This is a genomic window from Metabacillus sp. cB07 (assembly GCF_016839225.1).
In the GTDB taxonomy this organism is placed as follows: Bacteria; Bacillota; Bacilli; order Bacillales; family Bacillaceae; genus Bacillus_P; species Bacillus_P indicus.
The window spans coordinates 3,421,888-3,448,436 of sequence record NZ_CP069296.1; the positions used below are offsets into that span (position 1 = coordinate 3,421,888).

Genomic DNA, 26,549 nt, shown 5'->3' on the forward strand with positions numbered 1-26,549 from the left:
TCGATTGTACACAAAAGCTGCAGTCAGGGCTGTCGAATTATGTAGATAGTTTTTTAAAGTGCCAAGTATTTTTCTGTGACGTAAAACAGCGTTTTCTCATCGCGCCTGCCGCATGCAATCGCAGCCACTTTTTTCAGTGCATCCTTAATGACTGAGCGGTCCTTAACAGCTTCCGATTCATCAAGGATTTCATGATAACATCTTAAAGCATCCGTCAGTTCCCCGCGTGATTGATGCATATCGCCAAGCAGATGAAGAAATTTAAATTTATAATCGGTAAAAGGCTCTGAATACGCTTCGTTGAATGATTTGTACAGGCTGAGAACGTGCTCCTCTTTTCCGGACTCCTGATAAGTAACAGCAAGTTCAAATAATGTATTTAAGATCCCTTTGCTGTCTTCCAGCTGATTGTACAGGTCATGAGCTGATTTTAGATACGAGACAGCACTTTCTGCATCTGATGTATATCTGCTTAAAATACCCAGGTTTGTATATGTTCCTGCCAGGTTCAGCTGATCGTCTGTTCCCTCAAAAAACAAAAGTGCCTTTGAATAGGCGCCTTTTGCATCTTCATACTGGCTCATCCTTCTGTAGCATAAGCCAAGAACCATGTAGACGATGCCTGTCTGATAATAGATGGCTGTTTTGCTGCTGACTGAAAGAGCCTGCTTAATAAAGCGGATGGCGGAGTAGTACTCCCCCTTTTTAGCATGGGCAAGGCCAAGGTTGTTCAGCAGGGATATTTTTTCTACTCCCGATGCCTTGAAGGCAATGGAATCATCATACGCTTCATTCAAATAGGTAAATGCTTTTGAAAAGCGGTCTTCATTAATAAGCATAGAGGAGAGTTCATTGCTCGTTCTCAGCCGTTCCTCGCAATACGGCAGATTACAGTACAGCTCATAGCTTTTTTCAAAAGCCGTGACGGCTCCATCCGTATCCTGCCTGACACTCTGCAGAATGCGCCCCTGACAGAAATAATAAAGAGCAAGATCCCGCTGATTAAGAGCTGACAGATTCTTTTCGATATCATTCAGATGCTCCTCAGCATCCGCAAAATCATCGTTTATAACAGCAAACTCCAAATTTGACAGCGCTTTTTTAATATCAAATGAAAGAAGTGCTTTATTTTCCTCTTCAAAGAAATCATGAATATCACACTGAAGCCGTTCACTGAACTTTAATAGCAGTTTATACGATGGCTGCACCATGCCTTTTTCAAGCTGGCTGATATAGCTTCTGTTCACAATGCCTGCTGCAAGCTCACTTTGGGTCAGTTTTTGTTTCTTTCTCAAATGCCTGAGTTTTAAGCCAACGGTATTCATTCATACCCTCCTGAAAAAAGTCGATTATGTCTTGACAAGAAATTGAATAGTTGTATATATTTGAATTGTCAGTTAATTATAACAAAATGTTAGTTTTTTTAAAATGTTAAATAAATAAATCATTGGAGGTCATAACATGAAAAAAGGGAAAAAATATTTATTGTATCTTGCACTTGGTGCAGCCATCCTTACAGCAGGCTTTTCTGCAGTAGATAATAAAGTCCATACGGCTGACGAAGAATGGCCGAGAATCATCAAGTCTGAAAAATACAGCTGAGCAGATTGTTTTATATTTATCTATTAAACCATATTTTTCAGAACGTGAACCAATCAATTTTGGAAAATTCTTTATAAGAGAAAGCTTTATAGAAACTGCAAAACCGCTGAAATAGGCCTTCAAGCGTCCTGTTTCAGCGGTTTTTTCTGTATAAAAAGAGCTTCACGGATCTAAAATCCGGAAGCTCTTTTTATAGTATTATTGAACTCTTGCAAATCCGAAGCCTGATGCATGGTCGTCACCAGTTGCCGCTCCGTATCCGCCTTTGATGTCATACAGTTTTGCACGTCGCTGAAGTTCCGCACGGACTTGTGCATTGCTTTGGCCTTTATTTGAAGACCAGATTTTCGCAGCAAGACCTGAAACGTGAGGAGTAGCCATAGAAGTTCCGCTGATTGTGTTGTAGCCGCTGTTAATCCAAGTAGATTCGATAGCAGCACCAGGAGCAGAGATCTCAACATCTCTTTCCTGAATCACAAAGTCTCCGTCAGTCGCTGAATTTCCACGGGATGAGAAGTTTGCAACACGGTATGTCCCGTTTTGCTGTACATTTTCAAGAGCTGCGACCGCCACTGCGTTTGTCAAAGCACCCGGGTAGCCGATTGTGTTATTTGCATAACCTGAGTTTCCTGCAGCAGCAATCACTAAAGCGCCTTTGCTGTATGCGTAATCAACTGCACTTGTGATAAGGCTGTCTTTTCCGCTTGAACCAAGTGACATTGAAATAACAACTTTTGATCCAGTTCTTGTTCCTTCATCAGCAGCATGTCTGATCGCCGCTGCAATATCATCAGAGTAGCCTGATCCGCTGTCAGTCAGCACTTTGTATGCCCAAAGCTCAGCCTGAGGTGCTACACCGTAAATGCCTTGTCCGTCTGAACCGCCGTTAGCAAGAGCTGAACCTGCCACGTGAGTTCCATGTCCATTGCGGTCTGTACAAGAGTTGTTCGTATACGTTGTGCCTACAGTGAAATCTTTGCACTGCTCGGCGTTTTGAGACAGGTCAATATGGCTTGTCTGTACTCCAGTGTCCAAAACAGCAATTTTAATGCCGTCACCGCCTGAAGTCTGAGTCAGCGAGCTGTTGTTGTAAATGGCCTTAATTCCCCACGGAGTCCGTGTGCTCGGCACTGCCATCGTTTTAATAGGCTTGCCTGCAGCCACTTTAAATGTTGCAACCTTTTCAACCTTCAGCCTGCTGTTTTTCTGAAGTTTCTCAAGCTGCTCCTGAGTGACCGTCGCAGTATAGCCGGCAGCACCGAAATCTCTGCGGACTTTATGATTCTTCTTTACTTTTTGTGCATCTGTTCCTTTAATGACAACACGGAATTGCTCCTGCTGCGCCTCCTGCTTAACTGGAGCCTCGGCAAAAGCGGCAGCTCCAAAAGATGAAAGACTTAAAGACAGACTAAGTGCAGCGGCTCCAAGCGTTTTTGAAAACTTCATCATATTTCCCCTCTCAAAATGTTAGTTTTTCATAACTTTGTACTTCGAAGTAAATTAAATATATAATACGTTAACAATTTTCACAATAATCTTAATTTACTAATAAGTACAAGTTTTAATATGTGAGAATAGTCTGTCTTTTATGTTGGAAGGAGTATTCTTTTCCTGATTTTCATAATAATGGAATTTTTTATCTGGAAGTTTAACTAATCTTTAGTTGGAAAAGGAGATTAAAGAGTTTAATCGACAAAATAAGACATTTTTTGTTGAATTTTTTTCCCTTCCAAAGATATAGTAGGGGTATGACGTATCATCAAGGAGTAATTTATGAAGAATGATCAATCTTTTGCAAAAGGATGTTTTTACGGGATTATTCTTTCCATTCCTATATGGCTGTTTGTTTTTTATGTTTTTTATAAAGTATTTTAAAAACCACTGGGGATCCCAGTGGTTTTCATTCTTTATCAAAAAGATTTCTTGTAAATAGAGTCTTCAACAAAAATGGATTCTTTGTCGATGGCATGTTCTGCAGCGACAATCAGGCCTATTTTTGTCTCCTTCTGATCACTTACAATGGTAAATGGCTGTTCTGCTTCATTTGCAAGCTTAATATATTTTGAAAGGTCTGAATAAGCAATGGTTCCATTTAAAAGCAGCTGATGCCCTTTTCCGAGCCTGATGGCGGCTGCGGCTTCGCTGTATACTTTTTTCTGTCTAACCTGGCCATTTGTAAGAGCTATTTCAATTCTTTCTCTCAGAGTGCCCAGAAATTTGTTTCTTTCTTCCGGTTTCGTCTCAGGGGTACCGTAGATCCCCTGCTTTAAGTAGAGGTCAATCTGTTCGTCTGACATGATGAAGGTCTCCTTTTATGCTGGGTTATACATTTTACTTTAGCAGAGTTGCGTGTAAACGTGAAATCATGCGACCCGTTTACCATGAATAGGCCAGAAGAATTTTCATCCATCCGAAGAAAGACAGCCACAGCGGTACACTCAAAACACCAGCCCAGATCATCCCTTTAAAAAAATCTGCTTCTTGCATGAGTAGTTCCCCCTTTAATTCAATCTGGTATTCATCTTTTCCTTACTCTTGCCTTTTTAAAACGCCCGCATAAAAGTAAACGCTTTCAGATTAATATTCTTCTTTTTTTCTTCGTTTCCTCTGGGTCAAATTCTTCATTTCATCACACACCCTGCCTGCAGCCTCTTTCCATTTTTCCAAAACACCCGCAGCATGAGGCCGGCATATAGTATCTGTATCAGTGATTCATTTATTTGGGTATATTTTACAATCACACACGCTACTTCAAACCGCTGGGAGGAATAGGATGTCTGCGATATCAGGGAAAGATTATTTGCAGCGTATGGCGGCATTAAAACCAAATGTATGGCTAAAAGGACAGCCGATTGAGAAGCCTCTATTTATGCACCCTGTATATAAAGGTGCCATGCAGACAAAGGCTTCTCTATATGATTTGCAGGTTCAGAAGGAAAACCTCGGCTTTATGACATTTCCTTCTCCGTTTACTGGAAAGCCGGCAGGGATGTCCTACCTGGAGCCGAAAACGGCTGAAGACTTAAAAAAAAGACGGCGGATGATTGAGACTTGGGCAAAAGCTACCTGCGGCATGATGGGAAGAAGTCCCGACTATATGAATACCGCCTTAATGTCGCTTTCCGCTGCTGCTTCCATTGCCGGCTCCCAGGATGAGGAGTTTGCTGAGAATTTAAGGAACATGTACCGCAGGGCGCTTGAGCAGGACTTATCTTTTACCCACAGCTTTATTAATCCGCAAGTGAACCGCTCTTTGTATTATACAGAAGAAACACGACAGCCGATTGCAGCTAAAATCGTCAAAAAAACGGCTGACGGCCTTGTCATAAAAGGGGCAAGACTGCTTGCAACTGAAGGCGGAATGACGGATGAGGTGCTGATATTCCCTTCAGGCGGAAACAATTTAAGCGATGATTATGCGTTTGCCTTCAGTATTCCTGCCAATACACCCGGACTGAAGTTTATTTGCCGCGAGCCATTTCACTTAGGAGAATCCGCCTTTAATTATCCTCTTTCATCCCGGTTTGATGAAATGGATACCCTGCTTGTGTTTGAGGACGTTCTAGTGCCGTGGGAACGGGTCTTTTTCTATCATAGACAGGACATTGCTTTTAAACTTTTCACTCAGAGCGGTTTTGCACCGCACGCTCTTCATCAAGTCGTCACAAGACAGATCGTGAAGCTGCAGTTTCTTATTGGTCTTGCCCAGGTGATGATCAATTCTCTTGAAGTAACTGCCTATGAACATATTCAGCTTAAAATGTCTGAAATGATTCTTGGTCTTGAAAGCATGGAGGCACTCCTTCTCCGTTCTGAATCTGAAGCAAAAGTGGACGCTTTCGGAACGATGACGCCAAGTTCTCATGCACTCTACGCTGCCGTTACTCTTTTCTCAAAGCTCTATCCGCACTATATCAGTCTCCTTCAGCAGATTGGCGCCGGCGGACTGATGGTGCTGCCTTCAGAAGAAGATTTTGCATCTCCTATCGGAAAGGATATTGAGCAGTACCTTCAGGGGGCAGCAGTTGATGCAAAAACGAAAACAAAGCTGTTCCGCCTCGCATGGGAGCTGACGATGAGTTCATTCGGAACGCGGCAAACCCATTATGAACGGTATTTCTTCGGAGATCCTATAAGGCTTGCTAAAAATATCTACAGCAGCTATTCGAGAGAACAGTATATGGACAGAGTAAAAGACTTTTTGGAAAAAGCGGAAGAACGCCCTCAGGACTAAGGACGTTCTTTCTTTTTTATGCCGACTCTTCCCGAGAAGAAGACAGCTCCTTTTCCCATATCGGACAGCCTGTCTGGCGTCAGTACATTCACAAGCTGTTTTTTTGCCGGGTCCTCTGCCCACAGCCCTTGTGTGACTAAAACGCCAGGCAGGACATTCTCTCCGGCAGCAACCGTCAGCTCGCACTCTCCCCTCCCGTTCCAGATAATGGCCGTATCTCCATCAGAAAGCCCCGCCTCTTCTGCATCCTTTTTATTTATATGGACAAGTGGCGTTTTCTCAAGCGAAACGTGTTTTTGATTATTGGAGAATGTGGAATTCAGAAAGTTATGATTGGGTCCCGGCACAAAAAGAAAGGGAAGCTCACTCTCTTTTACAAGCGGAGTATACACAGGAAGCGGCTGGTAGCCGGCTTTTTCCATTGCGCCTGAATAGAGCTCGATTTTCCCGCTTGGCGTATTCAGCTTCCCCGGAAATAAAGGTTTTACGCTGGCCTTTATCCATTTCTTCTCAGCCAGTTCATCAAATGTCACGTTGTCCAAATAGGGATTATGAGTATTATTCAGCGCCTGATTGATCATCTCTGCATCTGTATCTTTAAACGCCTGTTCAGTGAATCCCATCTTTTCAGCCAGAAGACGGAACACTTCGGCATTTGACTTTGACTCTCCGAATTTCTCAATTACCGGTTCCTGCAAATGAATATAGTGATGCCAGTAGGAAGTATAGAAATCCGTATTTTCAAAAGCGGATGAAGCCGGCAGCACAATGTCTGCATAAGCAGCGGTCTCTGTGAGAAAAAGATCGTGGACGACAAGGAAAAGGTGCTCCCGCATCAATCCCTTTTTCACTTTTCCCGATTCCGGCGCCACAACGGCAGGATTGCTTCCGTAGACAAACATCGAATGAATGGGCGGATCTGCGCTCAAAAGCTCTTCTCCGATAAGGTTCATATTAATGGTTCTTGTCTGTTTATTTCTAAGAAGATCCGGTCTTTGCAGGGCATTTGTGTTAAATGCCAGAAAGCCGGAATTGCCCTTTATGGCGCCCCCGCCCTTATGCATCCACTGGCCGGTCAGCGCCGGCAAACAGGCGATGGTCCGAATACACATCCCTCCATTATCGTGATGCTGGAGGCCGTTTCCGATGCGGATACAGGACGGGGAGGTTTCCCCGTACATTTTTGCAAGCTTAACGATATCCTCGGCAGGAACGCCTGTCAGTTCAGATACCGTGTGCGGATCGTATTGCTTCACATGCTCCCGAAGCTCCTTGAAGCCCGAAGTATGCTCTTTCAAAAAGCCTTCATCTGTCAGTTCCTTTTTAAAGAGAATATGCATTATCCCCAGTGCCAGCGCGCTGTCTGTTCCCGGCAAAATGGGAATAAACCAGTCTGCCATTCTTCCTGTCTGGTTTTTATGCACATCGATGACAACAATTTTTGCGCCCTGTTTCCTTGCTTTCTGAGCAATAGTCATCTGGTGCATGTTCGTGCTCACCGCATTGATCCCCCAGAAAATAAACAGCTTCGTATGAATCGTGTCTTCCGGGTCAATGCCGAAGCTTCCTCCCATGGTGTATTTATACCCTTCAGAACCCGCCGCCTGGCAGATCGTGCGGTCAAGCCTGCTCGCCCCCAGCCGGTTAAAAAAGCGCCGGTCCATCCCCTCAGCGCTTAAATTCCCCATATTGCCGTAGAAGCTGTATGGGAGGATGCTTTCAGGGCCATCCTTTTCGATCAGACTTTTCCATTTAGATGAAATGGTGTTCAATGCTTCTTCCCATGAAATGCGCTCAAATTGGTTTTCCCCTTTTTTTCCTGTTCGTTTAAGGGGATACTCCAGACGTTTTACATCATAAATTCGTTCAGCCATGTGCCGTACTTTATTGCAGATGCTGCCCTTGGTGACAGGGTGATTTGGATCACCGTCTATTTTCGTAATTTTGCCGTTCTTTTTGTGCACCAGGAGACCGCACTGATCAGGGCAGTCAAGGGAACACACACTTGGAAAAACGCCATCCTTTTTTTCGACATAGGGATGCATGCGTACACCTCTTTTTTGGAAAATGATTGCATTAAGAATAAAATAGATTTGGATATACATCAAGAAAAAAGAAGGCCGGGATTTTCCTCCGCGGCCTTCCTGATGTTTATTTTGAAGCAGTAGATTCTCTCATTTTCATCGTTGCCGGTACAAGCATTTTTAAAGGGGTATCCCTGTGATTTGTCATCTTATCCGTGAGAAGTGACAAGGCAGCTTTCGCCATTTCCTCAGCAGAAACATGAAGCGTTGTCAGGGACGGGGCAAAATAATGGGCTTCCGGCACATCATAAAAGCTGACAATCGACACCTCATCCGGTATCCTTTTTCCCTCTTCTCTCAGAGCCGTGATGGCGGCAAGCGACATGACGCTGCTCTGAACAATATACGCATCTGCCAGACTGCCGCTCTGAGATGCCTCTTTCATTATCCGGTAACCTTCTGTTCCGTGCGGATCTGTCAAATACAAATGCGCCTCAGAGAGCAGGCCTGCTTTCATAAGCTCATCCTTTAAGGTCTCTCCCCAGTTCGGCGCACCGATGTAGCCGATTTTTTCATGCCCCATCTCCTTCAGATGAGAAATAACCAGTTCAGTCATTTGATGCAGGTCAATGCTGACAACATCACCTTCAGCCCCTCCGTCCCAGTCAGTTAAAACAACTGACTGGCGGGACACTTTCTCAATAGCCTCACTGTCGCCATCTTGTACCCTGCCAATCACAAGAACTCCGTCTACATCTGCCATTCTCTTACTGTCAGATATATTTTCTCTGCGGATAATCTCACGAATATGTATGCCTTGCTTTAGACAATAAACTTCCGCATACTTTCGCAGCGCTGCAAAGAAAGGATTTTCAAGTTCATCAGATGAATCATCTAAAACAGCCAGGGCAATGGAGTACTCTTTTTCAGCAGGTTTTGAGGAAAGCTTGGGAACTCTATACTGAAGAGATTCAGCAGCCTGCATAATTTTCGTTCTGCTGATCTCAGATACATTTGATTCATACTCATGCAGCACGTCTTCTGCTTCCTGCCGGGAAACGCCGGCAAGCTTTGCGATCTCATTTAACCGATTCATGTAAGCACCTCTTCCACTGTTCATACGGATTAATACCCAATTCCATCAAATATGAAAACCCTCTTTCTGCATGAAAGAGGGTGCTTACTTATCCGTTAAATGCTTTTGTCTGATCGATTAAATCAAAATCAAAAAGATTTGTTGCATTTTTATCACTCGTAATCACATTGAAGTCTCCAGTATTCAAACCGCCCGCTCCGAAAAAGACTTTGTCCGTGTGCTTTGGCGATAAAGCAAAAACATCTCCCACGCTGACAGCCCCGCTGCTTCTTACCCCGTGAATTAAAATCGGCCCCACAAATGCCGGCATGACATCTCCACCTTTACTGTATATAACTCTTATCTGCCTATGCCAATGTATGCAGGGATAATTTGTATTGACACCCGGGGGCTAAATGAGCGATTCCGCTTTTCGTTATTCAGGAGGTCTCGTTTCATCCTCTTTAGGCACGGTGCTCGCCGTCTCCCGTTTGTACCGGTTTCTAAGCTTGATCAGCCTGATGACATTTAAGAGAACGGCTTTCAAAACAGCATAGGTCGGAACCGCAAGAATCATTCCCAGTATGCCGCCAAAGCTTCCTGCGCCAATCAGCAGAAGAATGATCGTAAGCGGATGTGTATTCAGTCTCTTTCCAATGATCAGCGGAGAAAGAACGTTGCCGTCGATTTGCTGAACCACTGTCACAACGACAGCAGCAAGCAGCGCTTTTGTCGGAGAATCAAGCAGCGCAATGATCACTGCAGGGGCAGCGCCAATAAACGGCCCGAGATATGGAATAATGTTGGCAATCGCTACAACGATTCCAAGAATGAGCGCATAGTCAAGTCCAATCAGCGTATAGCCGATAAAACATCCCGTTCCGACAAACAGAGAAACAAGCACCTGTCCTTGTATGTATGCAGCAAGCGTGTCATAGAGATCTTCAAAAATCTTCATTCCTTCGCGTCTGTATGCAGCCGGAAGGACTTTAACAGCAGTCACCGGAAACTTATGTCCGTCCTTCAGCATATAAAACAAAATAAACGGGACGGTAATCACAGTAAGTGTGATATTTGTGACAACCCCAAGCACCTTCGAAACGGATGAAGTAATACTCTCAGGGAGCGATGTTGTTAAATTGCCGAGCGATTTCTCTACTTTAGAAATGGTCTCTTCAATAGAGACATACTCCTGAGTCATGATCCACGTGAACCACCTGGATTCAGAAAGATTCATGATAAACTGCCGGAATTCAATCATATACCAGGGGAAATTTTTAAATAAATCCGTGATCTGCTGAGAGACAACCGGTCCTGCAGTCGACATGACCAGCATGATGAGCCCGATAAACATGAGGTACAGGATCAGAATCGCAAGGCCCCGGGGCACTTTGTTTTTCTCAAGCAGCCTGACAACCGGACTGAAAATAAAAAAGAGAAAGCCCGCAATCAAAATGGGGAAAAACAGCGTAGATGCAAAAATAATCAGCGGCTGAAACAAAAAGGAAACCTTTGTACTTACATAAATGATCAGCAGCAGCAATAATATTTCGATGGTCCAGAAATGAACCTTTGACCTGTTCAGTTTGCATCCTCCTTTTACTCATAAAAAGACCCTATTTGATTCAAACGTACTACGTGATGTACTGGGTGTCAAATTAAGATTTATGAAGATTATGCGTCAGAATTAGTTTAATTAAATAGGCTGTGTTTGTTTAGGAGCTGGAAGATTGGAAAGATTGACAGCAGCTGGGGAATGACGCCATAAATGAGCGTTCATCACAGTCAAAAATGTCGCCACTATCGCGAATGACGCCACAAATGAGCGTTCATCACAGGTAAAAGTGGCGCCACTACCATGAATGACGCCACAAATGAGGATTCATCAATGGCAAAAGTGGCGGCACTCTCACGAATGTCGCCACTTTTGAGTGTTCATCACATCCAAAAGGTATAACAATGCCACCCAAAAGCCCTTTAAACAGGAAAAATCCGAACTAATTGAATCTTAGTTCGGATTTTCAATGGCTGTATTAGCTCTCTTTTGCGATTAGTTCTTCTTCTTCTGCTTCTTCAAGCTTAAAAATTTCAATAACACGGATCAAGTGGCCATCCATTTCTTTTGTGAAGAATTCATAGCCATCAAGGATGATGCTTTCACCCTGTTTAATATCGATATTCTCAGTGAGCATCCACCCGCCGATTGTATCAACATCTGCATCATCAATTTCAAGGCCTAGAAGATTATTAACTTCATAAATGAGAACTTTGCCGTCAAGAAGGTAATGTCCCTCGCCTTTTTTCTGCACTTCAGGCACTTCATCCTGGTCAAATTCATCACGAATTTCACCAACGATTTCTTCAATGATGTCCTCAACTGTTACAAGGCCTGCCGTTCCGCCGTATTCATCGACAAGGATTGCCATATGAACACGTTCTTTCTGCATCTTTATAAGCAAATCATGAATCGGAATCGACTCAATGACCTGAATGACAGGACGGATATATTTCTCAATTGTGCTTTTCTTCCGTTCCTCTTCAGAAAGTGAAAAAATATCGGTAAAGATCTCCTTAAGGTTAATCATGCCAAGGACGTGATCTTTGTCTCCGTTAACGACCGGATAACGAGTGTACTTTTCCATACTCATCGTCTCCAGGTTTTCTTGGAACGATTTTTCTACTGAAGCAGCTACAATTTCTGTACGCGGCACCATAATTTCTTTTGCGACACGATCGTCAAATTCGAAAATTTTATTCATATACTTCAGTTCAGATTGATTAATTTCCCCGCTCTCATAACTTTCGGAAAGAATAATGCGCAGTTCTTCCTCAGTATGGGCAAGCTCATGCTCAGAAGCAGGCTTTAATCCAAAGAGTCCCGTAATGACACGCGCTGATCCGTTCAATACCCAGATAAACGGGAACATAATACGGTAAAACCAGATTAAAGGAGTTGCAAACAGCAATGTAACAGCTTCAGCTTTCTGAATAGCTACTGTTTTAGGAGCAAGTTCTCCGATTACAACGTGAAGAAACGTAACAGAAGCAAAAGCAATACCAAATGTCAGAACGTGCGAGAGTGACTCGTTAATGCTGAAATTATCAAAAACAGGTCTCAAAAGACGTTCTACCGTAGGTTCACCAAGCCACCCAAGTCCTAAAGCAGTAACCGTAATACCAAGCTGACAGGCTGAAAGGTACTCATCGAGATGTGTCGTTACCTTTTTGGCAGCAACTGCCCCTTTTTTGCCTTCTGCAATCAATTGATCCAATCGTGAACTGCGAATTTTAACAATCGCAAATTCTGATGCAACGAAAAAAGCTGTTAAAGCAATTAAAATCGCCACGAATATCAAGTTAACTATGTCCAAAACACCCTTATCCCCCCGGTGGAGAATAAGGAGTCACCTCCTAAAATAGTAAGTTCATGCATGTTCAGCCGAATTCTATAAATGTTAATGAAGCAAAACCATTAAAGACTGTATGAGTGCCATTCTCTGCGGAGATATACGGCTCGCGATCATCTCCTGGTTTTCACCGTTTAATTTATCAAATATCGGCTTTAATTCTTTTATTTCATGGTCCAGCTGCTTCATGTGAGAAGCAAGAATTTCAGCTTGTTTCAAAAGCTTATCTTCTTCATTTGTCTGGCTTCGTTTCAGCTCCAGTCTATCTTTAATATCCTGAAGGCACATATTGAAGAGCTTGCATTCTTCAATGAAGTGAATATCATCCAGCGCCTGTTCCGAATAGAGGCGATAATTAGACCCAGACGTACGGTCCGCATGGAGCAGTCCAATTTGAGTGTAGTAATCTATCGTTCTCTTAGAAACATTTGCAAGCTTTGCTACCTCGCCTATTCGATACAATGCCCCATCTTATCACCCCAATCTAAATAGTTACATCTATTATACTTTTAATCTAAGTGTACAGTCAAACGTTCTGGTTTACCCGAAAAGCGGAATCTCCCGTTTAGCTCCGGGAGTCAGATGAGGAAACGCCGGTAAAGGCGCTTTTTGCCTTTGCCGGCGGTTCCGTTCTGACAGAGGAGTTGGGCGATGGAGCTGGACACCGCGAAAAGCGGAATCGCCCGTTTAGCCCTGACAGGCAGAAAAGAAATCACCGGAAAAGTCCGGGTTTGACTTTTTCGGGGATTTTGTTCTGACGGAAGGACTGGAAGGCGGAGCTGGACACCGCGAAATGAGTAATCACCCGCAATCCCTTTAAAAATTCACTCATTTCCATTACACTTATTCTTTATAACCTCAAAAGACAGCGGTGAACTCATGAAAGATACTTTACTCGCATGGCTTGAGGAAAGCGGTCCTTTCGCTTTTCTTATCAGCCTTCTTGCCAATACAGCAATCAGCCTCCTGGCATTTGTTCCAAGTGTATTTGTTACGGCGGCAAACCTTTCTTTCTTCGGGCTGATCAATGGACTGATGCTTTCCTTCTCGGGTGAGGTCATTGGTGTCATGGTAAGCTTTTATGTCTACAGGAAAGGTTTCCGCTTCTTAAGTAAGAAAACGTCTGTTCACAGCAGCTCTGTATTAAAAAAGCTATCCGGCATAACAGAGAAAGACGCTTTTTTTGTCATTCTTTCCCTGCGGATTTTTCCTTTTGTTCCTTCAGGGGCAATCACACTCGCAGCTGCCTACAGCAGCGTCAGCGCAGGAACGTTTCTGGCAGCAAGTTTTCTCGGAAAAATACCGGCAATCCTGATAGAGGGCTTTGCTGTGCATCAGGTTTTGAATGCAGGATGGCGCGTTCAGCTCTTTCTTGTAACTTGCGCTCTGCTGATCCTCGCCGGAATATGGATGAAGAAAAGAATAAACGACTAGAGAAAAGCTGCGGATGACCCCTGCAGCTTTTGTTATTTATGGAAAATAAAAAAGGCCCTAGAAGGACCAAATCTTAATCAGGCATAATCGTAACGATTTGCTGGATGCGGATAAAGAACGTCGAATCTCCCGCCTGAAGCACGATATGATCAGGCTTTACATCTTTCAGCACGCCGCGGGTGCTGTCTCTGACCGTTTGGATGACAAGGGTTTTTCCGATCACGCTTTGAAGGGTCTGGAAAACATAAGGATCCACTATTGTAATCATTTGCGGTACTTGTGATTGGTTTTGCATCGTGTCACATCCTCTTCTGAAGTTCACTGACACTATATGAAGGCATTTACCTATTTAATACAAAAAGCTGCCCGCGAGTAAAAATCCGGACTAGCATGAAAATAGGCTGAATGGCCTTCTTCTTTTTTGAAAACAGCATCCATATATTTGTAAAGGTTTTCATAAAGAAGGAGGAGATGGAACTTGAAAAAGTGGATTTTGCTGTTTGCTGTTTTTCTGCTCATCTTGCCGGGAAGTACATATGCGGGCTCTTTTGGCGGCGATTATACAGGCACGCCTGGCCAATGGTATGTTGGCGATGCACCGTCATCACAAAACACTTCTAAATCACCGGTCGTTTTTGTGCACGGACTAAACAGCTCGTCAAACACGTGGTGGAACGGAAATGATATGTACAGCACTGCGCTCGCAAATGGCTATCAGACAGCCTTTGTTGATTTATATCCCACTAAGAACATGTGGGACAACGGCGCACTTCTTTCACAGAAGCTGAGCGAAATCTACCAGTATTTCGGGGGTAAAAAGCTCGTCCTTGTCACACACAGCAAAGGGGGAATTGATGCGCAATCAGCTCTGGTTCATTACGGCGCCCATCAATATGTGAGCAATTTAATCACTCTGTCCACCCCGCACTCAGGTTCACAGCTCGCAGATCTTGCCTACAGCAGCTGGGCGGGATGGCTCTCAGGCATACTCGGCAGCAAAAACGATGCTGTCTATTCGCTTCAGACAGGATATATGAGTCAGTTCAGAACACAGACAGATGCACATGCGAACTCAAGGGAAAATCCGATTTACACATTCGGAGGAACGAAATGGGGAAGCTTCGGATCTTCGCTTTACTGGGGAGGACTGTATTTAAGTTCCTATGGAAGCAATGATGGAGCTGTGACGGTACAGTCTTCACGCCTCGGATACGGCAGGGAGATTAAAACCGGCAGCTGGGACCACTATTCTGTAAATAAAGGAAGCTCCACGTTTCTTCTATTTGAACCGTATTTAAGAACGGCAGGAACAGCATCCTTCGCAACCAGCAATAGCGAAGATGTATCTGTTTCAAATGCCTCTTCTGCCTTCTACATTAGAGGCGGCGAGTTCTCTGGAGTCAAGCAGGAGTCATTCTATGCAGAAGACGGTGTAAGGAAAGTAACCGTTGACTGGCTGAGCAGCTCAAAACAAACAAAGCTCTCTCTTCACTCACCTGACGGGAAGAAGGTCATCACATCATTTAAAACAGCGGCAGCTGATGGAATTTTCAGTGGAGCGTATCATCATCAGGCTGTCCTGACGCTGCCTGAAAGCGGAAAATGGCAGCTCACTGCACAGAATCAAGATAAAGAAGCCTATTTATTGCACGTCTCTTACAGCTCAGATAATCATGACGCCATTTCCATGCAGCCGCTCTCAAAGCAAAACCAGAAAATTTCTTTTAAAATAAATTCGGCAAAGGCTCTAAAAGAAACGGAAGCAACTATTACCATTGATCAATATAAAAATAAAACGAAAATCCGTTCACAAAAACTAACGAAAACAAAACAGCAAACTTCAGCAGGAATTCATTTAGCGCAGGAAGGTCTCTATAACATTACAGTAGAAGCTCGAGGGAAAACACAAAAAGGAGAAATCATTGAACGGACTTTTATTAAATCGGTGTATGTTGACGCTGACGGGAAATGGTTTGTTCAGTAACCAGCTGAAATCCACCAGTTTCATTGGTGGATTTTTTTCTGCTGCAGAAGACAGCAGGATCAATACACATTAAACGGATTCTTTTAATGAAGAATTCGGCAGCCGGTCTATTTTTTCATCCAGCTTTTGAATGGTCTTCAAAGCTGTCATTTCATTTATTTTACGGTAGTGATGCCCACCGCCTGGCTCTTCATCCATTTCATCCGCTAATCTGACAACTTTCTGAAGGGTGCTTTGGTTCAATGAACCTTCAGGAAGATAGGAGTCTGTATGCAGCAGGATCGCAAGGGCAATCTCTTTTGCAGACTGGGGATTTTCTCCCAGGCGAATCAACAATTTATGGGCGCGCTCTGCCCCTTTAATGGCATGAATATCGTTTTCTTTATACTTTTCATAATCCCATTCTCCGTCGGTATACCATTCATAATGTCCAATATCATGGAGAAGGGCTGCTTTCGTCGCTAAATCAGGATTCACCCCGTATTTCACCGCTAATTTATATGCATGACAGGTTACTGCAATTGCATGCGCTAAGCCTGAACGCTGCAGATATTTTTGAGCAATCGGATGGGAATAAACCTCTGTCAATGTGACATTTCGCATGTAATCTCCTCCCTGAAAAATAATGAAAATAACGGAACCGTTAAAAATATTTCTATATACATTATCATATTACTCATGCAGCCGCAACAATCCTGTTACATTGCATAACATAATCTTCCTGTTCCTGATAGATTTAGGCAAACTCTTCGTGTAGAATTACACTAAAAGATGAGCTGAGGAGGATCTATGAAAAAACATGAACTGATTTCCGCACTATCAGGCAAAATTCTTTCCATCCGAACAGAAAGCGGCTATACACAAGAAGAAATGGCTGAAGTGCTCGGCCTATCTAAAAAAACACTTGTGCAAATTGAAAAAGGACGGCAGGAGGCATCCTGGGCGACAATCGTCGTTCTCTGCACCCTTTTCAGAGACAATGCCGCACTTCATTCCGCAATTGGCGGGGATCCTCTCGATGTTGTTCAGCTGGTTGCCCACCAGAAAATTCATTCCCGCAAAGAAAAGACGATGGGAGGAAAAGTATGGTGGAGAGATATTGCAAGCAGCAGCAAGTATAAACTGCAGCAAAATGTCATCAGTTTTCACTATAGAATCATTGACCATGATGATTACCGCTGGTTTTCTTCTTTTGATAAAGATGAATTGGACAAAAAATGGACCGAATTGACGGGAGATTCTCCCGTGAAAACAAGCCAATAAGTACAAGGCCAGCGTTTTATTAAGTATATGCGGCTGAAAACATTTTGGCATAGAAATAATCACTATTTTTGAAGAAAAAAAGAGGGTTGCCAAAAAGCAGCCCTCTTTCCATTTAACGGGCAGGCCCGCTGTCCAGCACCTGCTTCATTTCTTCATTATGCTTTTTCATGTACTGAAGTCTGGCATCGAGCAGCTCTTTTATTTTTGCCCCATCATTGCTTCTGACGGCAGCCTCCCATTGTTTTCGTGCTTGAGCTCTTTTCAGCTGGAATTGCTCTCTTTTCGCTTTGAACGAATTTATTTTTTCCTTCATTTGCGCTTCTGTCATTTCACCGTTCTTTACTTTCTCTTTCATCTCAGCGATTTCTTTTTGCCTTTGAGCTTTGAAGTGATGATGTCTTTTGTGTAATCCCTGCTTCCTCATCCTATCGATTAATTGCTTTCTTTCGATGAGCACAGCCTCCCACTCTTTCTTTGTTTCGGGTGAGTATTTATCCGCAAGCTTCAGCAGCTGCTGATCCCTTTTTTCTCTTTCCGCAATCCACTCTTCCTTTTCGTGATGACGGCTCTCTGCTTTCTCTGCCTGAACATTTGGCGCTGCTGACAAGAGCAGTCCGGCGGCCGAAAGGATTAACAGCCACTTTCTTTTTCCCATGGTTTATCACTCCTTTTTGCTGATTAGTCTTATCTTGTCCGGCAGAAGGAAAACCATTAGAAATAAATTGTGTGAAATCATGTGAAAATATGATGGCCTGCAAGAAGACGATATAAAAAAGCACTCAATGAATGAGTGCTGAAGCTTCTTATAGAAATTCTTTAATATCATAAATCCTGCCGTTTTCAGGCTCTTCTAAAAGAAGATTCAGGAGGACGCCTGCAACAAAATCCGCTGACCTGAGCTTTCCTGTTTCGTGATACTCCTGAAACCTTGCCACATCCGCAAAATCCTCAGGCTTTGTGCTTCGAATATTCCCCTGCATCTCTGTATCCATGATGCCCGGCGAGAAAGAAAGAACGGTAATAGGATGCTTCTCCTGCTTCTGTTCAAGACCGAATGATTTTGTAAACATGTCAAGGCCCGCTTTTGAGCTGGAATAGGCATTCCATCCGAACAATGAATAATTTGCTGCACCGGAAGATATGTTTACAACTGTTTTTTTCACGGGAAGATCTTTTGTTTTCGCTGCGAAAGCATGGCTTAGAACCATCGGAGCTGTTAAATTAAGCTGAATGTGGGCTTCAATTTCAGATGCTTCCGCTTTTCCTACAGGCTTCATTGGATGAACCGTTCCCGCATTGTTAATGAGCGTCAGCTGTTCGGCATCATTCCAATTGATTTTTTCAAATACTTCCGTGATCGCCGCTTCTGTTTGATGAGCATTTGACAGATCGCATGGAACGAATTGAAGAACAGCGTCTTTTTCAAATGCAAGCTGTCTCAGGGAATGGTTCTCTGAACGCGAAAGATAAATAATGTGATGGCCCGGTGCAAGAAGCTGTTTGACAATTGCTTCCCCGAGTCCTCTTGAAGCTCCTGTAATAATCGTAGTGTTCATTTTACCGCTCCTTTCTTTCTCCTTACATTCTATCAAAAAACTGCCGGGAACACCTCCCGGCAGCATGGGTCTCATTTCTTCAGTTCGTTTACAACTTCTTCTCCTACAGCTTCTTTTCCGCCAAGGATCGTGAAGTCATTTGCTTTCAATGCTTCAATTGCATTTTTGGTTGCAGATGGAACAGCTGTTTTCTTCACTAACAGCATAGAAGCTTCATGTTTTGAAGCAAGTACAGAGCCTGTAAGAGCATCTGCAAAAGTTGTGCCGGTTGCAATGAACACTTTGTTTGAAGGGTTCAGTTTCTTGGCAATTTCAGCTGCTGTCGCGTAGCGGTCTTTCCCTGCAACACGCTCAGCATTTTTCAGCTTCTTGAATACTTTTTCAGAAACTGCATTCTCTCCGCCGGCAACAATGACACTGTCGATTCCTTTTAATGCTTTAGTAGATGCTGCTGGAAGATTTTCAGCATCTGTCAAAAGAATTGGATACTTCATTTTCGCTGCGTAAGACGAAACAGCCAGTGCATCTGGGAAGTTTCTTCCGTTAACAACTACCGCTTTTTCTGGGTCTCCGCCAAGATTCGCTGCAATGTTGGCAGCTGTGTCAAAGCGGTTTTTACCGCCAATGCGCTGTACTTTTTCAACGTTTTCAATACCTTGCAGCTGGTTTTTAACGTAATTGCTGATTGCTTCTTTACCGCCGAGAATGATGACTTTTTCAGCTCCTAGACGCTTAATTTCAGCTTTTGCTGCAGCATTCAGTCCATCTTTTTGCGTTAATAGAATTGGTGCATCAAACTTTTTGGCAAGCGGTGCTCCAGCTAGTGCATCAGGGAAAGAATCTCCGCGTGCAATTACAACTGTTTTCGCTGTTTCCCAGCCCTTTTTCGAGATTTCAACAGCCGTTTTGTAACGGTCTTTGCCTTCAATGCGCGTTACCGGAGTTTCTTTTACTTCTTCTGCCTGAACAATTCTTCCTTCTACTTTAGGAGATACAGGATTGTTCTTAGCAAGGTAAGAAGTGAATACTTCATAATCCACTACAAACAGCTCAGTCATGCGGCCGTCATCTTTTGCTTTTTTGAACATTGTGTAGCCGTCTCCGCCGTCAGCTGTAAATGCATTTGTAGCCACGCGGTATGTCTTGGCCGGATCAATTGCTTCAAAACCATTATCTGTTTTTGCTTCTGCAAACCAGACTCTGTCTCCTACTGGCTTGTTTATGTCGTACTTGAAGTTCAGGCCTGAAACTTGAAGGAAGCGTCCTTCTCCTGTTTCTACTCCGCTGACGCTGTGCTCAAGTGCATCAAGCAGTTCCTGTCCTGTCAAATCAAGCGTTACAAGGTTATTTCCGAAAGGAAGAACCGTAAGAACTTCACCAAGGGTAATTTCACCTTCATTGATTGAATCACGGACACCGCCACCGTTTTGAAGGGCGATATGCGTCTTAATAGATTCATTGGCTTTAGCAGCCATGCCGTCAGCAATCAGGTTTCCAAGGTTTGTTTCTTTCGTGCGGACATCAGCGCGAAGTCCGTTAAGGGCAACTGATGTATTTCCAACCACTTCATTCTTAATTTCTTCAAGAGGTGCTTTGTATTCCTGCACTTTTGCCTCAGCTTGTGCATCTTTTTCATAGTTTGCAAGTGTTTCTAAATATCCGTTATGACCTGTCACTACACCTTCATTGTTGAAGGTTACATCAAGCATTCCAAGGAAGTTCAGGTATTCACCAGCCTGTACGATAACTGTCGGCTCTTCTTTTTCGATTAAAACAGGAGCTTCAAGCTTCGTGTGGGAGTGACCGCCGACAATTACGTCAATTCCGTCCACTTCCTCAGCAAGTTTAAGGTCTGGTGCATATCCCAAGTGAGAAAGAACAACAATTTTATTTACGCCTTTTTCTTTCAGTCTGCTGATTGTTTCATTGGATTTTTGAACAACGTCTTCAAATACAACATTTTCTCCAGGACTTGCAAGGAAAGCTGTATCCGGAGTTGTTAATCCGTAAATCCCTACTTTTTCTCCGCCGATTTCTTTGATGATGGCAGGATAGATGTTTCCGCCTTCACCAGGTGACGCCACTTCATCTTTGAAAAGAGGTCCAAGATCTGCATCATCTTTAACGTTGACGTTAGATGAAACCATTGGGAATTCCATTTCTTTAATAAAGTTTGCGAGCGTTTTTGAGTCTTTGTCAAATTCATGGTTTCCAAGTGTCATCGCATCAAAGTTCAGCTGATTCATAAAGTGAAGATCCGCTAAACCAAGGTATTGACGGAAATACAATGTACCTGAGAAAACATCTCCCGCATCAACAAGAAGGCTGTTGTCCTTTTCTCCGCGGAACTTGTTCACAGCTGTGAACAGCTGAGGATATTTCTCTACATGAGCATGTGTATCGTTCGTGTGCATGATGGAAAGATTGTATTCATCTTTCGTTTCTGCTTTTAAATCAAATTGTCCTACATATGCATCATGGTCGCTTGCACGGCCGTGCTCTTCCATATATGGAGAATTGAAGTTCACAATGTCAAATTCAGCTTTTGAAGCTAAGCGGTTTGACACGAGCATGTGATCAAGAACCTGTGCATTTCCTTGATAAGAGTACGTATAGCGCTCAGATAAAGGAAGTGTTTCTACAAGGTTTGTAAGCTCAGTACCCTTTAATGTATGAAGAGGAGCTGAGAATTCAAAGTCGTTCAAGTCACCTGTTACGATGACATTTGCTTTTTCGTTTTCAGCATGAATATCAGCTACAAACTCGTTGACAATTTTGGCAATTTCCATGCGCTGTGCTTCACTGCCAAGAACCGGTGGCTGCTTTTTGCCGAATAACGGCTCGTCTCCGCCTTTAGAGTTGAAGTGATTATTGATGACAACAACATCTTCGCCTTTAAAAGTAAATTCTGCAGCAAGCGGCTTGCGGCTGTCTGCAAACGCAGGATCCTGCGGGGCAATGCGGCCTGGGTTAAGAGTCAGAGAACCGTTTTCATATGCAGCTGCTTCTGTTGCCGTGCCTTTTGTTCCTTCTTTCAGTGTTACTCTCTCAGGGTTGTAAAGGAATCCTACACGGATGTTTCCGCCAGGAACTCCGCCGTCTTTTTTATCTTCAGGAGCGATTTCCGTCCATGCATAAGCAGGACCGCCGAAGCCTTTTACAGCATCGCTTAATGCTTTATAGTTTGCATCTGCTTTAACCGTGCCGTCATCTGCCGTTCCGCTTTCATCAAGTACTTCTACAAGCCCGATGATGTCCGGAGATTTCAGGTTTTCAACAATTGATTTAGAAAGCTTGTCACGCTTTTCAGCATCTGAAGCTGCAAAGTTTTCAATGTTGTAGCCTGCAACCGTCAACTTGTCTTCAGCCTTTTCAATTGTTGTTACTTCAGGTGTAAATTCACGCTCATTTAAAGCTGGAAGATTTGCTTCTTTTACTAGGATTTTAAAGTTGCTGAACCCGTAGCTGACAACGCCTGTTACCGTGCCGTCGAACTTATCTCCCGCTTTTGCAACATAATTGCGGTTATCAAGAAGCAGAAACATTCTTTCAGGGTTTTGGTTTTCTTTTGTAAGAAGAGGTGCTCCCTCTTTCGTATATGCTTTTCCTTCTGTTTTGCCTGTGACAACTGTAACTTCACCATATTTTTGAGGGCCTGTCACTGTTGGGCTTTCAAGAGAAACGCGCATGCCTTCAAGGCTTTCGTAAAAATCGATTCCGTCTTCTTGAGGATCAAATGTACCAAACTGGTCGTTATCGATGACTTCAGTAGGAGGGATGGCATCTTTGCCGATCACAACTGCAGCAGGGAGAGCCTGTCCGTTTGATTTCACTGTTACATTGCCGTTTTGGGCATTGATTTCTGTCATCGCAAGGTCAGTCTGGAGTTTCTCGGCGTAGCCGTCAAGCACCCATTCCTTCACTTGGCCGTCTACAGAAACCAGGTCGCCTTCTTTAACACCGTGGGACGGCTTGTAAACAAGAACTGCCTCTGATGTATTGGCATTGTCATCCGGAGATGCATCCTGCATGAAGAAGTTGCTTGCATCCTGAACGTGAGTGACAATTCCTTCAACTGCTTTTACATTTTGAGTGTCATAAGGAGATTTATGGCCTGCGCCCTGAATATCATGAATGCGGAGTCCTTCAACGCCTTCAAATGGCTTTGGCTCTTCAGGAGTTTCACCGTCAAATTCCATGGCTGTAGGGTTTTTGAGGCCTGGTTTTGAAAAATAGGCTTCAAGTGTGCCTGTGACAATCACTTTTTTTCCTGCATTTGCAGGGTTTGTCATTAATCCAAATTTGCTTCGGAAAGTTGATGGAAGCTGGACAGGAAGAATTTTCGATAGATCTGTTTCGCTTGCACTGTCAGCAATCGCAAAGTTTGTATCAGCAGAAAACGGTGCTTCAAAATCAACATTTGTACCGCTGACTGTATATCCTACAATGTATCCTTCGACTGTTCCGCTGCCGGAATTATTCGCGATGGCTTCTGCAACAGTCATATTGCCTTCTGCCTGCGCCGGTGCGCCAAACGGCACCATCAGCGAAACAAGCAAAGCAAAAATCGTCGTCAGAGCGATCAGCTGTTTTTTCATGATCTTCAAACTGGTTCCCCCTCAAAATGAATAAAATAATGAAATAAGCGTATGTAACCTCGGCCGGCTTATTTTAACCACAATAATGTAAGCGTTTACTTACATAGACATGTTTAATAAGCAACTAAATGTTAACCCATTGGAATTTTTGCCTTCACGCACACCTCCGGTCGAATCATGTAATTTAGCACCCTTATAATATATCACTTTTTTGTCAAATATTAAGGAATTTACAGATGATTTGCAAAAAAACTACAATTCATTTACACAATGTAAATAATTTTTACCTGTTTTTTTCAAATGAATGAACAAATTGACCTAAAAAAACGCGGACATCAGGGTCCGCGTTTCTCTTCTTAACTGGCTTTCTTGTATTCTGCCATTTTATAGTGATTTTCAAAATAATCATTTGTTTCATTTACGATTACTTTCCATAGTAAGATTAAGGCAATTAAGTTTGGAATCATCATAAGCGCATTCGCCATGTCAGCAAATGCCCATACAACAGTAAGCTGTGCGACAGCACCGTACCCGCAGGCAAAAATGTAGATCAGCCTGTAGCCAAGAATTCCCTTTGTGCCCACCAGGTACTCAAAGCATTTTTCACCGTAGACATACCAGCCAACGATCGTTGAGAATCCAAAGAATATAACGGAGAATGCCACGATATATTCACCGATTGCCCCAAGAGCAGATGCAAAAGCCGCTGATGTCAGCGCTCCCCCGTCAAGCGCAGCATTGTGTTCCACGCCTGAAATCAAACCGCCTGTAGGATCCCAGAAACCTGTAATGACAAGTACCAGACCAGTCATTGTACAAACAATGATTGTTACGATAAATGTACCGGTCATTGCCACAAGCGCCTGTTTAACCGGATGATCTGCTTTAGCATTTCCGGCAATCAATGCGGCAGTCCCAAGACCTGCTTCGTTTGAGAAAATTCCTCTTGAAACTCCGCTTCGAATCGCTTCAACCACTGCAACCCCGACAAATCCGCCGGCAGCGGCAACAGGATTAAACGCATAGTGGAAAATGGTTCCGAAAGCAGGAAGGATCTGATCGTAATTCACGGCAAGAATCATCAGTGCTCCTCCAATGTACAGAAAAGCCATGATTGGAACAAAGAAACTAGCAACTGTACTGATTCTTTGAATACCGCCGAAAATAATCAGGCTTGTCAGAACGGCAAGAACAATACCTGTTGTCAGCCCGCCAATTCCAAAGCTGTCATCCATGACCTGTGCAATCGTATTGGATTGCACGCTGTTTCCGATACCAAGTGCAGCGAATGCTCCGAAAAGGGCAAACGCAAGCGCAAGAAATTTCCACTTTTTCCCCAGACCTTTTTCTACATAATACATCGGTCCGCCGGAATATTCTCCGTTCTCATTTTTAACCCGGTATTTCATGGCCAGCAGGGCCTCTGAATATTTCGTTGCCATGCCAAGCAGTCCGACAATCCACATCCAGAAAATCGCACCAGGTCCTCCAAGCGTAATCGCTGTTGCAACCCCCGCTATGTTTCCGTTTCCGATTGTGGCAGCAAGTGCCGTCATGAGTGCTTTAAAGTTGCTCACGTCACCTTCAGCACTGTCATCTTCCTGGTGTTTTTTTGAAAAGCCCAGCTGAAACGCATAAATCAGTCTTCTAAACTGCAAACCTTTTAAAACAAATGTTAGAAATAAGCCTGTCCCAAATAATAGAATCAAACTTGGAGTTCCCCAAAGGATCCCGTTAATCTTTGAAAGTATATCCATCATGTGCTGTCACCCCTGTGCTGTGTCATTTTGTTAACGCTTTCACATCATATCACTATAATAAATTTTAAGATACTACTATGTAATTGTTGAATTCCATAAAACAAGTACATCCTTTTTGTTGATTTTTACAAAGGCTAGTTACATAATATCCATAAGGGTCCCCGTTGTCAAAATTAAAAAAGTACCAATTTTTTTCGCTTAAAATAAACCCTTCAGAAAGATAAGATAGAATAATATTTCATTGTAATATTTATAAACGTAAAAAGCAGGTGATTTTCAGATGAACCGTTCAATAGATCCTTTTCACCACCATTCAGACAGACTTGAAGATGTAGCAGACCGCATCAGTGAAGTTCTGCAGTGTCCTATTACTATAGAAGATGTGAACCACAGGCTTTTAGCCTACAGTACACATGATGACTGCACAGACCAGGCCCGGATTTCCACCATTATCGGCAGACGGGTTCCGGAGAAGGTCATCAACAGCCTCTGGAAGGACGGCACGATCCCTATGCTCCTCCAGACAGATGACCCAATCCGTGTTAAAAACATTGATGAAGTAGGACTCGGGAACCGGATTGCCATTTCCATCTGGAAAAACGAAGAAGTGCTTGGCTTTATTTGGGCCCTTGAAATTGATAAAAAGCTTACGGACGAAGAACTCGGACTCTTAAAAAAGGCAGCCCAGGTTGTAAAAGGGAAGCTGCTGAATTTCCATAACCGCACATCCAAAAAAGAAGAAAGAAACCAGGAATTTTTCTGGAAGCTGCTGACTGGGCATATTCAGCAAAAAGAGGAGATCCTTAATGGCTTTTATGAAATTGGCGTCACGCCTCCTTCCCAGCATTCTGTCGTTCTTTTCCGCTTCAGCGAGGAGATCAAAGAGCCGACTGAAAAACAGATCAACTATCTGCTGCAGACGACACAGCAAGTACACGTGCTGCTTTCTACTCTTGATCAGAACGAGCTGATTGTCTTGCTTTCGCCAAAAAGCGATCAGCCCCTCTATGACATCAAGCAGTTTGTCGACTGGACCATTCTTCAGCTGAAAGAACGGTTTAAAATTGACCGTGTGAAAGCAGCAATCGGAAGCATTTACCGCGAAATTGATCAAATTGAACTCAGCTACAAAGAGGCTCTTTCTGTCCAAAACATAAAAAAGCGGTTTACTGAAGAAACAGACGGCTTGAACAGTTTTTCAGAGCTTGGCATCTATCAGTATTTAGATCTGCTTCATGAAAAACAGCAAAAAGAAGGGTTTGTTCACTATTCACTGAGAAGGCTGAAGGAATATGATCAGGTTCATCACACGGATCTGGTTGAGACGCTTGAAACTTATTTAGATAAAGACAGCAATGTGAATGAAGCTGCAAAAGCCTTGAATGTTCATGTCAATACACTTGGCTACAGAATGAAGCGGATCTCTCAAATCGCAGAGCTTGATCTGCGGAATCCAAATCAGAAAATCACGATTTATCTCAGCCTGAAGCTCGATAAAATGAATTTGTGAAATTTCACAAATGATCCGAAATCCTTTCTCTTTTTTAAACAAACAAATGTGTGAGAAAACGCTTTATACTGATGTCAGGAAATCAACACATTTGAGAGAAAA

Annotated in this window: 21 protein-coding genes; 6 read left to right on the forward strand and 15 right to left on the reverse strand. The window is 43.3% G+C overall.

Going from position 1 to position 26,549, the window contains the following annotated elements; genetic code table 11:
• Positions 1–53: 53 nt before the first annotated feature.
• Positions 54–1,325 (reverse strand): helix-turn-helix transcriptional regulator, encoded by a 1,272-nt coding sequence (locus JOJ89_RS17570; protein WP_203288685.1) that lies wholly within the window; start codon positions 1,323–1,325, stop codon positions 54–56.
• A gap of 136 nt (positions 1,326–1,461) precedes the next feature.
• Between JOJ89_RS17570 and JOJ89_RS17575 the strand changes: the two genes are divergently transcribed.
• Positions 1,462–1,602 carry a hypothetical protein gene (locus tag JOJ89_RS17575; RefSeq protein ID WP_158001664.1) on the forward strand — a complete coding sequence of 47 codons (141 nt, stop codon included), beginning with the start codon at positions 1,462–1,464 and terminating at the stop codon, positions 1,600–1,602.
• Between the two features lie 198 nt (positions 1,603–1,800).
• Here the strand turns inward: JOJ89_RS17575 and JOJ89_RS17580 are convergent, their stop codons facing one another.
• Together JOJ89_RS17580 and JOJ89_RS17585 are read right to left on the reverse strand one after the other, a co-directional pair.
• Positions 1,801–3,051: a S8 family peptidase gene (locus JOJ89_RS17580; protein WP_029284065.1), complete on the reverse strand. Its 1,251-nt coding sequence runs from the start codon at positions 3,049–3,051 to the stop codon at positions 1,801–1,803.
• 461 nt (positions 3,052–3,512) lie between these two features.
• Positions 3,513–3,899: a YueI family protein gene (locus JOJ89_RS17585; protein ID WP_203288686.1), complete on the reverse strand. Its 387-nt coding sequence runs from the start codon at positions 3,897–3,899 to the stop codon at positions 3,513–3,515.
• A 476-nt stretch (positions 3,900–4,375) separates the two neighbouring features.
• On the opposite strand from JOJ89_RS17585, the gene hpaB reads away from it, so the two are divergent.
• Positions 4,376–5,836, forward strand: a complete 1,461-nt coding sequence (gene hpaB, locus JOJ89_RS17590; RefSeq protein WP_203288687.1) for a 4-hydroxyphenylacetate 3-monooxygenase, oxygenase component — start codon at positions 4,376–4,378, stop codon at positions 5,834–5,836.
• Here hpaB and JOJ89_RS17595 read toward each other — a convergent pair.
• From JOJ89_RS17595 to JOJ89_RS17620, 6 genes are all read right to left on the reverse strand, one after another.
• On the reverse strand, positions 5,833–7,881 hold the full coding sequence (locus tag JOJ89_RS17595; RefSeq protein WP_203288688.1) for a molybdopterin-dependent oxidoreductase: 2,049 nt from the start codon (positions 7,879–7,881) through the stop codon (positions 5,833–5,835). The genes hpaB and JOJ89_RS17595 overlap by 4 nt on opposite strands.
• Before the next feature lie 106 nt (positions 7,882–7,987).
• Positions 7,988–8,956 carry a LacI family DNA-binding transcriptional regulator gene (locus JOJ89_RS17600; protein ID WP_203288689.1) on the reverse strand — a complete coding sequence of 323 codons (969 nt, stop codon included), beginning with the start codon at positions 8,954–8,956 and terminating at the stop codon, positions 7,988–7,990.
• 88 nt (positions 8,957–9,044) lie between these two features.
• On the reverse strand, positions 9,045–9,266 hold the full coding sequence (locus tag JOJ89_RS17605) for a spore germination protein (RefSeq protein WP_029284075.1): 222 nt from the start codon (positions 9,264–9,266) through the stop codon (positions 9,045–9,047).
• Between the two features lie 105 nt (positions 9,267–9,371).
• On the reverse strand, positions 9,372–10,520 hold the full coding sequence (locus JOJ89_RS17610) for an AI-2E family transporter (RefSeq protein WP_203290378.1): 1,149 nt from the start codon (positions 10,518–10,520) through the stop codon (positions 9,372–9,374).
• 448 nt (positions 10,521–10,968) lie between these two features.
• Positions 10,969–12,306 (reverse strand): hemolysin family protein, encoded by a 1,338-nt coding sequence (locus JOJ89_RS17615; protein WP_029284079.1) that lies wholly within the window; start codon positions 12,304–12,306, stop codon positions 10,969–10,971.
• 84 nt (positions 12,307–12,390) lie between these two features.
• On the reverse strand, positions 12,391–12,804 hold the full coding sequence (locus JOJ89_RS17620) for a MerR family transcriptional regulator (RefSeq protein WP_029284081.1): 414 nt from the start codon (positions 12,802–12,804) through the stop codon (positions 12,391–12,393).
• A 417-nt stretch (positions 12,805–13,221) separates the two neighbouring features.
• Between JOJ89_RS17620 and JOJ89_RS17625 the strand changes: the two genes are divergently transcribed.
• On the forward strand, positions 13,222–13,776 hold the full coding sequence (locus JOJ89_RS17625) for a TVP38/TMEM64 family protein (RefSeq protein ID WP_203288690.1): 555 nt from the start codon (positions 13,222–13,224) through the stop codon (positions 13,774–13,776).
• A gap of 73 nt (positions 13,777–13,849) precedes the next feature.
• Here JOJ89_RS17625 and JOJ89_RS17630 read toward each other — a convergent pair whose 3' ends face one another.
• On the reverse strand, positions 13,850–14,071 hold the full coding sequence (locus tag JOJ89_RS17630; protein ID WP_029284087.1) for a YuzF family protein: 222 nt from the start codon (positions 14,069–14,071) through the stop codon (positions 13,850–13,852).
• A 183-nt stretch (positions 14,072–14,254) separates the two neighbouring features.
• Here JOJ89_RS17630 and JOJ89_RS17635 point away from each other — a divergent pair, with 183 nt between their 5' ends.
• A complete protein-coding gene (locus JOJ89_RS17635; protein ID WP_203288691.1) occupies positions 14,255–15,760 on the forward strand; it encodes an esterase/lipase family protein in 1,506 nt (501 codons plus the stop codon).
• Between the two features lie 69 nt (positions 15,761–15,829).
• On the opposite strand, the gene JOJ89_RS17640 is transcribed toward JOJ89_RS17635, so the two are convergent.
• A complete protein-coding gene (locus JOJ89_RS17640; RefSeq protein ID WP_203288693.1) occupies positions 15,830–16,363 on the reverse strand; it encodes an HD domain-containing protein in 534 nt (177 codons plus the stop codon).
• Positions 16,364–16,549: 186 nt separating this feature from the next.
• Here JOJ89_RS17640 and JOJ89_RS17645 point away from each other — a divergent pair, with 186 nt between their 5' ends.
• Complete coding sequence (locus tag JOJ89_RS17645; RefSeq protein WP_203288695.1) at positions 16,550–17,023, forward strand: helix-turn-helix domain-containing protein; 474 nt, start codon at positions 16,550–16,552, stop codon at positions 17,021–17,023.
• 112 nt (positions 17,024–17,135) lie between these two features.
• Here the strand turns inward: JOJ89_RS17645 and JOJ89_RS17650 are convergent, their stop codons facing one another.
• The 4 genes from JOJ89_RS17650 to JOJ89_RS17665 form a co-directional block, all read right to left on the reverse strand.
• Positions 17,136–17,678: a hypothetical protein gene (locus JOJ89_RS17650; RefSeq protein ID WP_203288697.1), complete on the reverse strand. Its 543-nt coding sequence runs from the start codon at positions 17,676–17,678 to the stop codon at positions 17,136–17,138.
• 148 nt (positions 17,679–17,826) lie between these two features.
• Positions 17,827–18,579 (reverse strand): (S)-benzoin forming benzil reductase, encoded by a 753-nt coding sequence (locus JOJ89_RS17655; RefSeq protein WP_203288699.1) that lies wholly within the window; start codon positions 18,577–18,579, stop codon positions 17,827–17,829.
• Between the two features lie 71 nt (positions 18,580–18,650).
• On the reverse strand, positions 18,651–23,177 hold the full coding sequence (locus JOJ89_RS17660; protein WP_242524717.1) for a cell wall-binding repeat-containing protein: 4,527 nt from the start codon (positions 23,175–23,177) through the stop codon (positions 18,651–18,653).
• A gap of 356 nt (positions 23,178–23,533) precedes the next feature.
• A complete protein-coding gene (locus JOJ89_RS17665) occupies positions 23,534–24,937 on the reverse strand; it encodes an alanine/glycine:cation symporter family protein (RefSeq protein ID WP_035319416.1) in 1,404 nt (467 codons plus the stop codon).
• Between the two features lie 280 nt (positions 24,938–25,217).
• On the opposite strand from JOJ89_RS17665, the gene JOJ89_RS17670 reads away from it, so the two are divergent.
• A complete protein-coding gene (locus JOJ89_RS17670) occupies positions 25,218–26,447 on the forward strand; it encodes a sporulation transcriptional activator AdeR (RefSeq protein ID WP_203288711.1) in 1,230 nt (409 codons plus the stop codon).
• The last annotated feature ends 102 nt before the right edge of the window (positions 26,448–26,549 follow it).

Coding starts and splice junctions, on each gene's coding strand:
- JOJ89_RS17570 (WP_203288685.1), bottom strand. CDS start 1,325: ATGAATACCGTTGGCTTAAAACTCAGGCATTTGAGAAAGAAACAAAAA.
- JOJ89_RS17575 (WP_158001664.1), top strand. CDS start 1,462: ATGAAAAAAGGGAAAAAATATTTATTGTATCTTGCACTTGGTGCAGCC.
- JOJ89_RS17580 (WP_029284065.1), bottom strand. CDS start 3,051: ATGATGAAGTTTTCAAAAACGCTTGGAGCCGCTGCACTTAGTCTGTCT.
- JOJ89_RS17585 (WP_203288686.1), bottom strand. CDS start 3,899: ATGTCAGACGAACAGATTGACCTCTACTTAAAGCAGGGGATCTACGGT.
- hpaB (WP_203288687.1), top strand. CDS start 4,376: ATGTCTGCGATATCAGGGAAAGATTATTTGCAGCGTATGGCGGCATTA.
- JOJ89_RS17595 (WP_203288688.1), bottom strand. CDS start 7,881: ATGCATCCCTATGTCGAAAAAAAGGATGGCGTTTTTCCAAGTGTGTGT.
- JOJ89_RS17600 (WP_203288689.1), bottom strand. CDS start 8,956: ATGAATCGGTTAAATGAGATCGCAAAGCTTGCCGGCGTTTCCCGGCAG.
- JOJ89_RS17605 (WP_029284075.1), bottom strand. CDS start 9,266: ATGCCGGCATTTGTGGGGCCGATTTTAATTCACGGGGTAAGAAGCAGC.
- JOJ89_RS17625 (WP_203288690.1), top strand. CDS start 13,222: ATGAAAGATACTTTACTCGCATGGCTTGAGGAAAGCGGTCCTTTCGCT.
- JOJ89_RS17630 (WP_029284087.1), bottom strand. CDS start 14,071: ATGCAAAACCAATCACAAGTACCGCAAATGATTACAATAGTGGATCCT.
- JOJ89_RS17640 (WP_203288693.1), bottom strand. CDS start 16,363: ATGCGAAATGTCACATTGACAGAGGTTTATTCCCATCCGATTGCTCAA.
- JOJ89_RS17645 (WP_203288695.1), top strand. CDS start 16,550: ATGAAAAAACATGAACTGATTTCCGCACTATCAGGCAAAATTCTTTCC.
- JOJ89_RS17650 (WP_203288697.1), bottom strand. CDS start 17,678: ATGGGAAAAAGAAAGTGGCTGTTAATCCTTTCGGCCGCCGGACTGCTC.
- JOJ89_RS17655 (WP_203288699.1), bottom strand. CDS start 18,579: ATGAACACTACGATTATTACAGGAGCTTCAAGAGGACTCGGGGAAGCA.
- JOJ89_RS17660 (WP_242524717.1), bottom strand. CDS start 23,177: ATGAAAAAACAGCTGATCGCTCTGACGACGATTTTTGCTTTGCTTGTT.
- JOJ89_RS17665 (WP_035319416.1), bottom strand. CDS start 24,937: ATGATGGATATACTTTCAAAGATTAACGGGATCCTTTGGGGAACTCCA.
- JOJ89_RS17670 (WP_203288711.1), top strand. CDS start 25,218: ATGAACCGTTCAATAGATCCTTTTCACCACCATTCAGACAGACTTGAA.